Genomic DNA, 13,840 nt, shown 5'->3' with positions numbered 1-13,840 from the left:
GGAGCAAAAGATACGCCTCAATTCCTTTTTCGGGGATTTTATAAGACGGTTAATTAAGAGCTAAAATCAGGATAATGAAAAGAACATTTCAACCTTCGCAAAGAAAAAGAAGAAATAAGCACGGATTTAAGTCTAGAATGGCTGATCCCAATGGCAAAGCAGTGTTAGCTAGAAGAAGAGCTAAAGGAAGAAAAAAATTGACTGTTTCTGACGAAAAGAGACACAAAAAATAAAACATTAAGGTAGGGCTTATTTGATTAACTTTATAATCAAATGAGCCAACCCCATTTTTCCTCCGGTATTCATTGTTGGTATTTAGTACTGAAAACTCAAATACCAGCCTATTCCTAATTCATATATGTCCTTCGTATGGGAATAGAACCTGAAAATATCCAAAGTCTTAACTTTCCTAAAAAAAGCAGGCTGAACAGTAAAAAGCTGATCGATACTGTTTTTCTCAAAGGGAAATCAATTTTCATCTATCCATTCAGTATTAAATATCTGTCTTCAACCGATGTAGAAGGGCATCAGGTGCTTGTCTCTGTTTCTAAAAAGAAATTTAAAAGGGCAGTTGATCGAAACCTGGTGAAGAGAAGGGTAAAAGAAGCATATCGACTGAATAGGTTGCAATTTTTGTCTTTCAAGAAAGAAAACCAATCCCTTCTTATTGCCTATATTTACATTGCTAAAGAAATTCACGATTATCGATTCATTGAGTCTAAACTAATTGAGTCGTTGAAGCGTTTAAATTCCAAACCAATAAATTTACAATGAGGAAATTCATGCTTGGAGTGATTGCAAGCATTTGTGCCATCACTTTATTTTCCTTTTCACAACTCAGTGATAACTATTTTCAGATTACCAGAAATCTGGATATTTTCAGCACTTTATTCAAAGAGTTGAATGCCAATTATGTGGATGACCTGGATTCTGAAGAGTTGGTTGTAGAAGGTATAGATGCCATGTTGGAGTCACTTGATCCTTATACAGATTTTATTCCTGAATCAGAACTGGAAAGCTACAGAACTTCTACTACCGGAGAATATGGTGGTATTGGAGCCATAGTAGGGAAGAAAAAAGGCGTAAGTACGGTGGTTATGCCTTATATGGATTTTCCTGCTTATAAAGCCGGGTTGAGGATTGGGGATGAAATACTGAAAATTGATGGAGAAGACCTCTCGGATTTGTCCACTTCCGAAGTGAGTGAAATGCTCAAAGGAAAACCCAATACAACCCTGACTCTATTAGTTCAAAGATATGGTACTGAGAAGCCTTTTGAGGTGACAGTGGAAAGGGCTAAAATCACAATAAACAATGTGACCTACGCTGGTATGTATGATAGTGAGATTGGAGTCATCCGGTTGTCTGAGTTTACTACACATGCCGGCAGTGAAGTAGCAGACGCATTGAATAAGCTCAAGGAAGAAGGTGCAACTAAAATAATCTTAGACTTAAGAGGAAATCCGGGGGGGCTTTTAAATGAAGCTGTCAACGTTTCAAATGTATTTATCCCAAAAGGAAAGGAAATTGTAAGTACCAAAGGAAAGTCGTCTAATGTAGGGCAGGCATATAAAGCACTGCAAACTGCAACAGATGCGGAGATTCCAATAGCAGTTTTGATAAGCAATGGAACAGCTTCTGCCGCAGAAATAGTTTCAGGATCTATCCAAGATTATGACCGGGGCGTTTTGATAGGAAAAAAAACCTATGGAAAGGGGCTGGTACAAGGTACCCGGCAGTTGCCTTATGATGCCCAGTTGAAGTTGACTACTGCCAAGTATTATATTCCTTCAGGCAGATGCATTCAGGCAATTGATTATACACATAGAAATCCAGACGGTAGCGTGGGAAAGATTCCGGATTCATTGAAAGTCGCATTTAAAACTCAAAATGGCCGTACGGTATATGATGGAGGGGGAATAGATCCTGACATTCCAGTAGAAATTGAATACTATTCTAATTTGCTGTTGAATTTTGTGAATCAAAACATATTGTTTGATTATGCCACAAAATACCACTACGAGCATGCAGAAATTCCCAATGCAAGAAAATTTGAATTGTCAGACGAGGAGTATATGGATTTTACTGAGTGGGCAAAAGGGAAAGACCTGGATTTTTCTTCTGAAATGGACAGAGCTATTGAAGCATTGGAGAAAATATCGAAAAACGAAAAATACTATAATGGCCTAAAAGATCAGATAGACAAACTGAAAAACAGGTTAGAAAATGTAAGAGTGTCCTATCTTATTGATTATAAAGAAGAAGTAAAAGTATTGTTGGAAGAAGAGATCGTAAGCAGATATTACCTGCATACAGGGGTAGTGGAAGCATCTTTAGATCATGATCCTGCCGTAGTACAAGCCGTTGAGGTGTTGAAAGATCAGGAGCGTTACAACAAATTGTTGGCAAAATAAACCCCTTGTGAGTATTATTTTAAGCATAGAAACTGCTACCAATTCGGGTTCGGTGGCCGTACACAAGTCAGGTCAACTGATAGGCTTGCAGCAGTACAATATAGAAAAATCACATTCCAGTCTTTTGCATGTTATCATCAGGCAATTGATGGAGAATGTGGGAATAGAGATGTCAGAATTGGATGCCATTGCGATATCAGCTGGCCCGGGTTCTTATACCGGACTGAGAATAGGAGTATCTACTGCAAAAGGGTTGTGTTATGCATTGGATAAGCCATTGTTAGCAATCAACACATTAGAATCTATGGCACGACAAGTGGTTAATATTACGACCGAAGAGGTGCTACTTTGCCCTATGATTGATGCGCGAAGATTGGAAGTGTATTGCATGATGATTACCGGACAGATGGAAATTATAGAAGAAACAAAAGCGGAAATCGTTAACGAAGATTCTTTTTTTGCTTACCTGAGAGAAAAAAAAGTATTGTTTTTTGGAGATGGTTCCAGTAAGTGCAAACCTATTTTAACTCATGAAAACGCTGCTTTCATTGGAAACATCATCCCCTCAGCCAAAGAGATAGGAGAATTGGCTTATGCCAGGTACGAAAAAGGTGAATTTGAAAACCTGGCTTACTACGAACCGTTCTACCTGAAAGAATTCAGAATCATTAAATCAAAAAAGAAGCAATTCTAATTTTATGGAAGGAGAAATTGTAAATCGGGTGGCGAATAGTTCATTGACCAATTTTGATCTGGAAGACTACTATGACAAAGGTGAAAGGGTTGTCTATGACATCAAAGAAAACTTGTTCAACGGTTTTGTATTGAAAGAGAAGGATTTTCGTGCTTTCGTGAAAGAAAATGACTGGTCCGCATATCAGGACAAGAATGTTGCTATTATTTGTTCTACAGATGCCATAGTGCCCACTTGGGCATACATGCTGTTGGTATCGGCATTAGATCCTTTTGCGAAAAATGTAATTTATGGTTCTTTGGAAAAACTTGAGCAGTATTTGTTTCAGGATGCTTTGTCAAAAATTGATTTGAAAGAGTTTGAAGATGCCAGGGTGATCATCAAAGGATGTGGACGGTATCCTGTACCTGAGTTTGCTTATGTGGAAATCACTAGGCTTTTGAAGCCTGTGGCCAAAAGCATCATGTATGGAGAGGCATGCAGTGCTGTGCCGGTATTCAAGGCTCCAAAGTAAAACCGATAAGGAAAGTTGCATCGGTATTGTTAGCTTTGGAAGCTTAATGTCTAAAACCCCATCTAATGAAAAACCAAAACCTTTTTTTCAAGTCGTATGTTACGGCTTTATTATTTGTTTTTATCCTTGGTTCCGGATGCGCCAATAGCACGACAAATCAGAAAACCAAATCAGAAGAAAAACCTACATCAACCATGAAAAAAGATCAATTGAGGCACGTGGTGCTATTGAAGTTTAAAGAAAGTGCTACTCCTGAAGGTATTGCCAAAGCCAAAGATGCATTTGTTGCTTTAAAAGGGAAAATACCCCAGATAGAGGATATTGAGTGGGGTTTAAACAATAGCCCTGAAGGATTGGATAAAGGCTTTACCCATTGCTTTTTTCTTACATTCGATAGCGAAGAAGACCGGACAATATACCTGCCACATCCTGATCATAAAGCATTTGGTGAAATCCTGGGGCCGGTTCTCGAAGATGTGCTGGTAATCGATTACTGGGTTAAAAATTAAAAATCCTTTTTTCGTTGGTTTCTATAAGGTGAAGATAGTTCAATGCTTATGGCTTTCACACGGCATATAAAGAATTTTGATGTCTCAGCTAAATCATGAAATAGCTATCCTGGGTGCAGGAATTGGTGGTTTGACCACTGCAATTGCCCTGTGTCAGAGAGGATTTAGCCAAATCAAAGTTTATGAAAGGCAAGAGTCATCAGCAAATGCAGGTGCAGGTTTGGTACTATGGCCAAATGCAACATGCATTCTTCATCATCTTGGACTTGATGTTGAAATAAGCAAAATAGGAGGACGGGTGTTGAAAATGATCCGGCAGTCTTCTGATGGAGAGCTTTTGGGAGAATTGTCCATAACAGATTTGGAAAAAGCAATCGGTTTTTCCAGTTATGCGGTTAGTCGTCATGAGTTAACTCAAATCCTGCTTGACAAACTGAAAGGCCTTCATATAGATATCAATTATTCCAGAAATGTTGAAAACATTTATATTGATAAGGACAACCAGACTTGTGTTGAATTTAGCGATGAAGAAAAAATTACTCCTGATATAATAATAGGAGCAGATGGGCGAATGAAATCAATTGCAAGAAAATTTGTAACCGGAAACAACAAGCCTTTTTATCAGCATTATGTGAATTGGGTTGGGTTGATTGATGGAACTCCCCTTGACATAAATCAACATAAAAGCGTTCAAGATTATTGGGGAGTGGGAGAGCGCTTCGGGTATGTTCCCATCTCCGACACTAAATCTTATTGGGCTGGCTGTAAGAGGTTGCCCTTAGGACTTGGTGAACCTTCTGGTGGAAATAAACATGAATTGGTTTCAATTTTCAAAAGTTGGTCTCATCCTGTTCGGGAAATCATTGAAGCTACAGCTGAAGAAAACATCAGGAGGATAGAAGTCTTTGATAATGATCCCATTCAGCAATGGCATCTAAACAATGTTTGCTTGCTTGGAGATGCCGCTCATGCTGCTTTACCTACGAGTGGTCAGGGGGCATGTCAGGCAATAGAGGATGCGTGGCATTTTGCTCAGTGTCTCAGCAATCATCCCAATGATTTGGATTTGGCATTTACCAATTTTGAGAAGCTAAGGTATGATAAGACCAAGTCGATCACACTTGGAGCCAGAGGTTTTGCAGCTTCATTATTCAACGAAGACAAAACCTTTTGCAAAATACGGAACGAGAATGCTAAAAAATCAGATACCAAAGCACAGGTAACAGGAATGAGTCAATTGTGGGGCAATGGACTTCCAGAGAAAGAATTATCAAAAGAATTGGTAAAGTATTTATTCCAAATCAGATGAAATCAGAAAACATAGAGTTATTTACTATTGTATTAAGGTAGGATTTTTGTCAGTTAATTTAATAGTTTCGTAATTTCAATTTAATAATAGGTGGCATATTATTCTTGATGAACAAATAGTAATATTAAAAATGAGTAAAGTAATGTACCTCCTCTTATTTAAGATGAGTTAATTGTTTAAGAAATGACCAGATTAAGTGTAAACGTAAATAAGATAGCAACAATCCGAAATGCCAGGGGTGGAAACAATCCTGATTTGGTTCAGGTAGTCAGAGACTGTGAAAGGTTTGGTGCTGAGGGGATAACGATTCATCCAAGACCAGATGAACGACATATTACTACAAAGGACGTGTATGAAATCAGTGAAGTAGTTACTACTGAATTTAATATTGAAGGATATCCTGATGAGCGGTTTCTTAAGATTATTGATGAGGTAAAACCTGCACAGGCGACTCTGGTACCTGATGGCCCGGATGTGATTACATCATGTGCCGGTTGGGATGTAGCCACTCATGATCAATTTCTTACTGATGTTGTCGCAAGAATAAAGGCAAGTGGAGTCAGGGTTTCTTTATTTATGGATCCAGACAAAGAGCAAATAGAAAAAGTACCTTTAATAGGAGCTGATAGAATAGAACTATACACGGAGCAATATGCTACGCAATATTTAAAAAATAAAGAACAGGCAATTGCCCCTTATTTTCAAGCTGCTGAATTTGCAATACAGTTGGGTTTAGGACTAAATGCCGGACATGATTTGGATTTAGATAATTTGGCGTATTTCAACAATAACATTCCAAACTTAGATGAAGTGTCCATTGGGCATGCACTGATTTGTGATGCTTTGTATTTTGGATTAGAAAATACTATTCAATTATACCTTAGACAGTTAAAAAATTGAAAGAGTTATTGAACTATAAGGTGTTGGGAGAAGGCCAGCCACTGATCATATTGCATGGATTATTTGGGTCGCTTGATAATTGGATTACGCTGGGAAAAAGGTTTTCGGAGCATTTCAAAGTGGTGTTGGTAGATCAGAGAAATCATGGAAAATCATTTCATAATAGTGCTTTTGATTATAGTGTGATGGCTGAGGATTTAGAAGATCTGATAGATTATTTGGGTTTAAAAAATCCAATTTTGCTTGGGCATTCCATGGGTGGAAAGACTGTTATGCAGTTTGCCGCATTTCACCCCGAAAAAGTAGCAAAGTTGATAGTGGCAGATATAGCCCCAAAATACTATCCTGTTCATCATGAGTTGATCATTGAAGGGTTAAAAAGCGTGCCACTGGATTCTTTGAAAAAAAGGGATGATGTTGAAGCTGTATTGTCAGAGTACATATCAGAGGTTGGCACACGTACTTTTTTGATGAAAAACCTAAAAAGGAATGCAGATGGGTCATTTTCATGGAAGATGAATCTTGATACAATCAGTAATAACATAGATGAAGTAGGAAAAGAGTTGGATTATTATTTACCAATTGAAGTACCAACTTTATTTATACGTGGAGGTAATTCAGATTATGTAAAAGATGATGATTTGGATGATATTTCAGATATATTTCCTAATGTTCAATTTGAAACCATTATTGGTTCCGGTCATTGGTTGCATGCTGATAATCCTGACAAGTTTTATGATATAGTGATGAAATTTACTCTATAACTTAAGGAAATAACGATGAGCAAAGGCAAACTGATTCTTATTCCGACTGTTATTTCTGAAGGAACACAGGATTTTGTGATTTCAGATCATATCAGGTCAACTATAAAATGTCTGAACTATTTTTTGGTAGAGAACCTCCGAACAGCCAGAAGATTTATTAGTAGTTTGAAATTGGAAGTAGCAATAGAATCTTTACACTTTGAATTGCTTGATAAGGACACGCCATCAGATAAAATGGAAGCTTTAATACATCCTGTATTTCAGGGGAAGGATGTAGGAGTTATGTCCGAATCCGGATGCCCTGGTGTTGCTGATCCGGGAGCATTGGCAGTTGATTTTGCACATAAAAATGGCATTCAGGTTGTGCCAATGGTTGGTCCCTCTTCTATATTAATGGCATTGATGTCTTCCGGCTTCAATGGGCAATCTTTCGTTTTTCACGGTTATATCCCAATAGATAAAGGAGAAAGAATTAGAAAAATAGAGCAAATGGAAGAGCATGCCTATCAGCTAAAGCAAACTCAAATTTTTATGGATACACCTTATCGCAACAGACATTTGTTGAATGATTTAATTGAAAATTGTAATCCTTCAACCAGATTGAGTATAGCAAGGGATATTACCGGAGAAAAAGAATTGATCCAAACAAAAACACTCAAAGAATGGAAGTCTGCTAAGACACCTGACCTTCATAAAATCCCTGTCATTTTTTCCTTGTATTTCTAAGATTTTCGCTAAAATTCCTTTTAGTTCATAATAAAGTATAAATTTGCCCGCTTAAAAATAATCATTTAAATATGCCATATTTATTTACATCAGAATCAGTATCAGAAGGTCATCCGGACAAAGTTGCAGATCAAATATCTGACGCACTTATCGATCATTTTTTAGCATTTGATAAAAAATCGAAAGTTGCTTGTGAAACATTGGTCACTACAGGACTAACCGTTCTTAGTGGAGAGGTGAAATCAAGTGCTTATCTGGATGTTCAGAAGATTGCCAGGGATGTGATCAATAGAATAGGTTATACAAAGGGAGAATACCAATTTGATGGAAATTCTTGTGGTGTTATTTCTGCGATTCATGAGCAGTCGCCGGATATTAATCAGGGAGTAGAAAGAGAGAATGAGGAGGAGCAGGGAGCTGGAGATCAGGGAATGATGTTTGGCTATGCTACCAACGAGACTAAAAACTACATGCCTTTGGCGTTAGACTTATCACACAAATTGTTGATAGAATTAGCGGCATTGAGAAGGGAAAATTCAGAAATTCCTTACCTGAGGCCTGATGCCAAATCTCAGGTAACGATTGAATACAGTGATGACAATAAGCCACAAAGAATAGAAGCTATTGTTATTTCAACTCAGCATGATGATTTTGATGAAGAAAAAGCAATGCTTGCCAAAATCAAAAGCGATATCATCAACATACTGATTCCAAGAGTAAAAGCTCAATTGGAACCTGAATTACAGGCTCTTTTCAATGATAAAATAAAATACCATATCAATCCTACGGGTAAATTTGTAATCGGAGGGCCTCATGGTGATACCGGGCTTACAGGCCGTAAGATTATAGTAGATACTTACGGAGGTAAGGGAGCTCATGGCGGAGGTGCTTTTTCTGGAAAAGATCCTTCCAAAGTAGATAGGTCTGCTGCCTATGCTACCAGACATATTGCTAAAAACATGGTGGCTGCCGGAGTAGCAGATGAAATCCTCGTTCAGGTATCTTATGCGATAGGAGTTGCAGAGCCAATGGGTATTTATGTAAACACTTATGGTACTGCAAATGTTGATTTGAATGATGGTCAGATTGCTGCTAAGATTGCAGAAATCTTTAACATGCGACCTGCTGCTTTGATCAAAAGGCTCAAGCTTACAGAACCAATTTACTCTGAAACTGCGGCTTATGGTCACATGGGAAGGATACCAGAAATAAAAACCTTTACTTTTGAAGGAAATGGTGAAACAGTGACAAGAGAAGTGGAAACGTTTACCTGGGAGAAGTTGGATTATGTGGATCAGGTAAAATCTGCATTTGGCCTTTAATTTTTAAAATATGCCAAAATATTGGCCTAAAATATTAACCAATAGGAGTAGGAGAAGTGCATTGATCTCGTGCCTCCTGTTGGTTTTTTCTTTTCTGCTATATTGTTGTCAGGACAAGCCCAGGCAGGTTGCTTCAGTTGAAGCAGTACAAGAACCAGTGAAAGATTCAATTGTAGTTCTTCCTCCACAAAAATACTATGAAATTGTAGTTGATTCTTTGGAAGTTTTTGAAGGAAAGATCAAGAGGAATCAAAACCTTGCCGATATTTTAACACCTTTTAATGTGTCTTATGATCTCATACATAAGCTCGCTGTTAAGTCGAAAAAGGTATTTGATGTAAGAAAACTGGTGTCTGGAAAGGATTATAGTATTTTATACAAAAAAGATAGCACCAAAACAGGTACACATTTCATTTACCGTCCTAATCCAATTGAATACTTGGTGTACGATTTTTCAGATTCTATTAATATATATAAGTCTGAAAAGCCTATAGAAATAGTAAAAAAAACATTGAGTGGAAGAATCACATCTTCATTTTACGAAACCATGGTGGACTCTGGGGCAACACCTGAACTGGTTGATTTGGCAGTAGATGTTTTTGCGTGGCAGGTCGATTTTTATGGAATTCAAAAAGGAGACAATTACAAAATCATTTACAAAGAGAAGTTGGTTGATGGTGTACCTGTAGGAATAAATGGAATCGAAGGAGCATACTTTGAACATAAAGGCGAATCTTACTATGCCATTGCTTATGATCAGGGAAATGGGTTAGACTATTTTGAACCAAATGGAAAAAGTCTTAGAAGAAGTTTGCTAAAGGAACCTTTAAAGTTTACCAGAATTAGTTCAAGGTATTCCGGCAGACGTTTTCACCCGGTTCAAAAAAGGTATAAAGCACATTTGGGAACAGACTATGCAGCCCCTACTGGGACTCCAATTAGAACGGTGGGGGATGGTGTGGTACTTGAAGCCCGTTACCATAAATACAACGGCAACTATGTCAAAATAAAGCACAATGAAAATATTTCTACCCAATACCTGCACATGTCTAAAATCGCCACGGGCATAAGAAAGGGTGCAAAAGTAAAGCAGGGAGAAACTATTGGTTTTGTCGGAAAAACAGGGTTGGCAAATGGGCCACATTTGTGTTACCGATTCTGGAAAAACGGAGTGCAGGTAGATGCTTTGAAAGTAGATTTACCGGCAGCCAACCCAATACTGGCAGATGCGAAAATAGAATTTGATTCGGTTAGTCAGATTGTGATAAGTGAACTTGATCATTTAAACTTACCTTCAGATGATCAAGTTCAAGATTTGGTGACCTTAAAGTAATGTCCTCCCTTTCAGTAAGGGAAAGAGATTTTTAAAACCCAACCATTACAAAAGCTCCCCAATAATAAGGACTTTTCCATTTTTCTTTGAGCTTCTTTTGGGCATTGATGAAAGACTTGTTTTTGTCTCCTGTTTTAAGCCATTCACTGTAAAAATTAGTCATCAATTCCTGTGTAGCTGCATCATCGACAGTCCACATACTCATGATCACACTTTTTGCACCAGCTATTTGAAATGAACGTTGAAGTCCATAAACACCTTCTCCGTTGCTGATTTCTCCAAGTCCGGTTTCACAGGCTGATAACACCACCAGGTCGGTTTGATCCAGATTGAGGTTCATTGCTTCATAAGCAGTAAGAATACCATCTTGCCCGTCCTGTCTGTCATTAGATATCGATCCGGATTGCAGGAAGCTGTTGGCACCTGCCAGAATGAGCCCGGAGCGAAGCAAGGGATTTTCAACATATTTGTCAATTTCAATGCCTTCTTCCGGTTCCTGATTTTCTAAGAAGAAGCCATGAGTAGCAATGTGCAGTGTTTGTGGGTTGTTTAAATTTTTAACAGAATCTTCCATTGCATCATTTCCAAACAAGGCAGATGGAGGCATTCCATTTAGCTCATATTGTTTAGCAATATTTTCGATTTCAATCTTGGTTCCGGGCAACATGGCAAGTAGAGAGTTGCTATTGATGTATCGTTGAAGATTTCCTCTCAAACCTCTTGAAATACCCCCGCGGATGCCACTTCCTCTGGTAGCTCTTGATCCTCTTACACTTCTTTGCCCTGCAGGTTTGATTTCATCAGTGCCTTCATTTTCTTGTTTATCTTCAATTTCTCCCATATTGTAGTTTGGAAATCCGAATAAATGTGCTTTCCCTCTTTTCAAATTTGATGATCCGGCAGATGCAGAAAGCACTAAATCTTTAGTATTAGTTACTACTTTTATTTCCAATTCATCCAAAGTGTATTTTTTTGTTGCAGGGTTTTGTAGTGTATTGATACTTATTTGATTGTAAATACCATCAGGTGAAAGGTAAACCTTTTTGATACCATTTAATTTATTGGCGATTGGTCTCCAAAAGAGCCTGTAGGAATGGGCTTCCTCCACCTTGTATTTGATGGCATTCCTGTAGTTTGAAAGAAATTTATTTTCCATTTGCTTGCCATTTCTCAATACTACCAATTCAGGGTTTTCGGTTGTCTCAGAGGTTAAAACTAATCCGGCGTAGTATATTTCATCTGTATATAAACCGGCAGAATCTGGTTTGAAACTTCTGAACCTGATGATTTCTACTGCTGCTTCGCCCGGTTTAAGCTTTTGTTGAACCTGTTGCCAGGTTACTCTGTTTTGAGTGTAGGTATTTGCAAATGCTTTGGACTTTACACTGATTTCCTTTTCCAGTTTATCGGCAGCTCTGGTAATGGAATCTATCTTAAAGTTTCTTGAAAAGATATCTTCTTTTACTGAACTGAACAATTTGGACAATTGTTCTTTTTGACTGATCCAAGTTTGATATTTGTCGATGAGTACGGTATCTCCACTATTCATAATACTTGTCCTGACCTTGCCTGTTGCATACATTATCAACCCCTTAGTTGCCAGTTGATAGTTGTACATTTCTCCCCAAAGTGATTTGTCTTCTATCCCTTTGTCAAATGCATAGGAGTTGAACTGCTCAAATGTGGTTTTTACTTTGGTATTGTAAAATTTGGCCTTTTCTTCTTCCGTCATGGTAGGAAAATAAGCTTCAATTTGGGTGAAATAGTTTTCGAATGTTTGTTTGTAGTAATCAATGGCTTCAGTTTTATTATCCATAGCCCAATTCAACAAAGCCAATTTTTGAGTTGTTTCAGCATATCTGGGGTGATTTACACCCAGGGTCTTTTTTCTAATTTTAAGTGCTTGATTGTAATAGTCAGAAGCTTCTGCATAGTTGTGAATGGTATTTTGAATTGCTCCCAGATTCATTAGCGACCTTACGTATTCATCGTCTTCTTCTCCAATTGATGCTTTCAGGTTTTCTATCGCTTTTTTATTAAACTCCAGAGCCTTATCAAATAGTCTTTTTTCTCTATATACCCGTGAAAGATTGTAGGTCATGAGTGCCGCATCATAAGAATCTTCCCCCTGGGTTTCTATGAATATATCCAGAGCCTGTTTAAATTTTACTTCTGCTTCGTCATATCTTTTTTGGAAAAAATAGGAATCGGCCTGAGACGACAATGCTATGGCATACACGTCAGAATCATTTCCGTAAAAGTCTTCAGCGATCAACACCGCTTTTTGTAACTCCCTATCCGCTTCAGTGTATTTTCCAAGTAGATAATAGGTGCCTCCCAGATTGTTGAAAATGGTTTGGAAAATATCTTCATTGTCACCTGAAAGCCGATTGAGTATGGATAATGCTTCATTGTATGTTTCTTCAGCTTCGGGCAATCTCCCTGTTTTCTCGTACATCAACCCTAGAGAATTAAGATTGATGACAGTATTTAAAGATGCATATTGCCCACTGGTTTCAAAGGCATCAAGAGCATTGAGGTAGTTGGTTTCAGCAGCTTCATACGAACCCATTTCATCATAGGTTCCGCCGATTCCATTCAATAATTCGCCATATAATGGGTTGTCTTTTTTGATGAACTTGAACAATCCTTTGTATAGTTTCAGTCCTTTTTTATAGTCTTCATATTGTTTTGTATATTGATAATGCTGACCCAGTTTCAACGAAGTATTAATGTACTCACTACTTTTCGTCCCATAACTTTTCTTGTCTTTTTCGATCAAATCGAGAAGGAGAATCTCAGCATCCTTGTACTTCCCCACTTCATCCATGATAAAGGCCATATTAAAGGCCGTATTTTTTATTAGTTCATCATCCTCGCTTTGGATTTTCAGCCTGAGATCATATTCTTTCTGATAATAATTTAGGCATTTGTCAGGATTGTAGTCAAAATCTAAATAGGCTTCTGCCAAAAAAGAATAAATTAAAGCAGTAAGTGTATCTTGTTTTGGTTCTACCAGTTCCAAGACCTTATCTTCATAATCAAGAATGGTTTGATAATCGTAATCATCATAAGCTTTTTCGAGCTTGCTGTATATTTTTTTCAACTCTTTGTTTCCAAAATCATATTGTGCAGATGTTGGTAGCGTAAATAGTATTATAAAAAAACTAAGGATTATATTTCTTATCAATCTCATGGTAAAGCCTCTTTTTATACGATTGTAAAATTTAGATAAATCTAAGATATTGTTATTGAATTTATACTTTTATTTTTACGTGGAACCAGTATTTCTTGTACTTGGTTACCTGTTTTTATTAGACCCTAAAGATATGACAACTGGTGAATCTCTCCATTC

13 protein-coding genes are annotated in these 13,840 nt (G+C 37.6%); 12 read left to right on the top strand and 1 reads right to left on the bottom strand.

Going from position 1 to position 13,840, the window contains the following annotated elements; translation table 11 throughout:
* Window positions 1-74 precede the first annotated feature (74 nt).
* The 12 genes from rpmH to AAOP42_RS19730 all read left to right on the top strand — a co-directional run bounded on the left by rpmH (window position 75) and on the right by AAOP42_RS19730 (window position 10,485).
* Window positions 75-233: a 50S ribosomal protein L34 gene (gene rpmH, locus AAOP42_RS19785; protein ID WP_349530315.1), complete on the top strand. Its 159-nt coding sequence runs from the start codon at window positions 75-77 to the stop codon at window positions 231-233.
* Between the two features lie 136 nt (window positions 234-369).
* Window positions 370-774 carry a ribonuclease P protein component gene (gene rnpA, locus AAOP42_RS19780; protein WP_349530314.1) on the top strand — a complete coding sequence of 135 codons (405 nt, stop codon included), beginning with the start codon at window positions 370-372 and terminating at the stop codon, window positions 772-774.
* Window positions 771-2,414: a S41 family peptidase gene (locus AAOP42_RS19775; protein WP_349530313.1), complete on the top strand. Its 1,644-nt coding sequence runs from the start codon at window positions 771-773 to the stop codon at window positions 2,412-2,414. The genes rnpA and AAOP42_RS19775 overlap by 4 nt, the downstream gene beginning before the upstream one ends.
* A 7-nt stretch (window positions 2,415-2,421) precedes the next feature.
* Window positions 2,422-3,108 carry a tRNA (adenosine(37)-N6)-threonylcarbamoyltransferase complex dimerization subunit type 1 TsaB gene (tsaB, locus tag AAOP42_RS19770; protein WP_349530312.1) on the top strand — a complete coding sequence of 229 codons (687 nt, stop codon included), beginning with the start codon at window positions 2,422-2,424 and terminating at the stop codon, window positions 3,106-3,108.
* A 4-nt stretch (window positions 3,109-3,112) separates the two neighbouring features.
* Entirely contained in the window at window positions 3,113-3,622 is a 510-nt protein-coding gene (locus AAOP42_RS19765) for a DUF2480 family protein (RefSeq protein ID WP_349530311.1), read from the top strand.
* 65 nt (window positions 3,623-3,687) lie between these two features.
* Window positions 3,688-4,131: a Dabb family protein gene (locus AAOP42_RS19760; RefSeq protein WP_502947678.1), complete on the top strand. Its 444-nt coding sequence runs from the start codon at window positions 3,688-3,690 to the stop codon at window positions 4,129-4,131.
* Window positions 4,132-4,210: 79 nt separating this feature from the next.
* A complete protein-coding gene (locus AAOP42_RS19755; RefSeq protein ID WP_349530310.1) occupies window positions 4,211-5,440 on the top strand; it encodes an FAD-dependent monooxygenase in 1,230 nt (409 codons plus the stop codon).
* A 183-nt stretch (window positions 5,441-5,623) separates the two neighbouring features.
* Window positions 5,624-6,340 carry a pyridoxine 5'-phosphate synthase gene (locus AAOP42_RS19750; protein ID WP_349530309.1) on the top strand — a complete coding sequence of 239 codons (717 nt, stop codon included), beginning with the start codon at window positions 5,624-5,626 and terminating at the stop codon, window positions 6,338-6,340.
* The gene (locus AAOP42_RS19745) at window positions 6,337-7,104 is read left to right on the top strand and encodes an alpha/beta fold hydrolase (RefSeq protein ID WP_349530308.1); all 768 of its coding nucleotides are present in this window, start codon (window positions 6,337-6,339) and stop codon (window positions 7,102-7,104) included. The genes AAOP42_RS19750 and AAOP42_RS19745 overlap by 4 nt, the downstream gene beginning before the upstream one ends.
* Before the next feature lie 15 nt (window positions 7,105-7,119).
* On the top strand, window positions 7,120-7,830 hold the full coding sequence (locus tag AAOP42_RS19740) for an SAM-dependent methyltransferase (protein ID WP_349530307.1): 711 nt from the start codon (window positions 7,120-7,122) through the stop codon (window positions 7,828-7,830).
* A gap of 71 nt (window positions 7,831-7,901) precedes the next feature.
* A complete protein-coding gene (gene metK, locus AAOP42_RS19735) occupies window positions 7,902-9,152 on the top strand; it encodes a methionine adenosyltransferase (protein ID WP_349530306.1) in 1,251 nt (416 codons plus the stop codon).
* Between the two features lie 10 nt (window positions 9,153-9,162).
* A complete protein-coding gene (locus AAOP42_RS19730) occupies window positions 9,163-10,485 on the top strand; it encodes a M23 family metallopeptidase (protein ID WP_349530305.1) in 1,323 nt (440 codons plus the stop codon).
* Window positions 10,486-10,516: 31 nt separating this feature from the next.
* Here AAOP42_RS19730 and AAOP42_RS19725 read toward each other — a convergent pair whose 3' ends face one another.
* Window positions 10,517-13,681: a CHAT domain-containing protein gene (locus tag AAOP42_RS19725; protein WP_349530304.1), complete on the bottom strand. Its 3,165-nt coding sequence runs from the start codon at window positions 13,679-13,681 to the stop codon at window positions 10,517-10,519.
* Window positions 13,682-13,840: the final 159 nt, after the last annotated feature.

It is taken from the genome of Reichenbachiella sp. MALMAid0571 (genome assembly GCF_040151475.1).
In the GTDB taxonomy this organism is placed as follows: Bacteria; Bacteroidota; Bacteroidia; order Cytophagales; family Cyclobacteriaceae; genus CAXBNB01.
The sequence above is the reverse complement of the archived record's forward strand: the minus strand, read 5'-3'. Positions and strand labels throughout refer to the sequence as shown.

Excerpts from the sequence above, each read along its gene's own strand:
- rpmH (WP_349530315.1), top strand. The coding sequence starts at position 75 with ATGAAAAGAACATTTCAACCTTCGCAAAGAAAAAGAAGAAATAAGCAC.
- rnpA (WP_349530314.1), top strand. The coding sequence starts at position 370 with ATGGGAATAGAACCTGAAAATATCCAAAGTCTTAACTTTCCTAAAAAA.
- AAOP42_RS19775 (WP_349530313.1), top strand. The coding sequence starts at position 771 with ATGAGGAAATTCATGCTTGGAGTGATTGCAAGCATTTGTGCCATCACT.
- AAOP42_RS19765 (WP_349530311.1), top strand. The coding sequence starts at position 3,113 with ATGGAAGGAGAAATTGTAAATCGGGTGGCGAATAGTTCATTGACCAAT.
- AAOP42_RS19760 (WP_502947678.1), top strand. The coding sequence starts at position 3,688 with ATGAAAAACCAAAACCTTTTTTTCAAGTCGTATGTTACGGCTTTATTA.
- AAOP42_RS19755 (WP_349530310.1), top strand. The coding sequence starts at position 4,211 with ATGTCTCAGCTAAATCATGAAATAGCTATCCTGGGTGCAGGAATTGGT.
- AAOP42_RS19750 (WP_349530309.1), top strand. The coding sequence starts at position 5,624 with ATGACCAGATTAAGTGTAAACGTAAATAAGATAGCAACAATCCGAAAT.
- AAOP42_RS19740 (WP_349530307.1), top strand. The coding sequence starts at position 7,120 with ATGAGCAAAGGCAAACTGATTCTTATTCCGACTGTTATTTCTGAAGGA.
- metK (WP_349530306.1), top strand. The coding sequence starts at position 7,902 with ATGCCATATTTATTTACATCAGAATCAGTATCAGAAGGTCATCCGGAC.
- AAOP42_RS19730 (WP_349530305.1), top strand. The coding sequence starts at position 9,163 with ATGCCAAAATATTGGCCTAAAATATTAACCAATAGGAGTAGGAGAAGT.
- AAOP42_RS19725 (WP_349530304.1), bottom strand. The coding sequence starts at position 13,681 with ATGAGATTGATAAGAAATATAATCCTTAGTTTTTTTATAATACTATTT.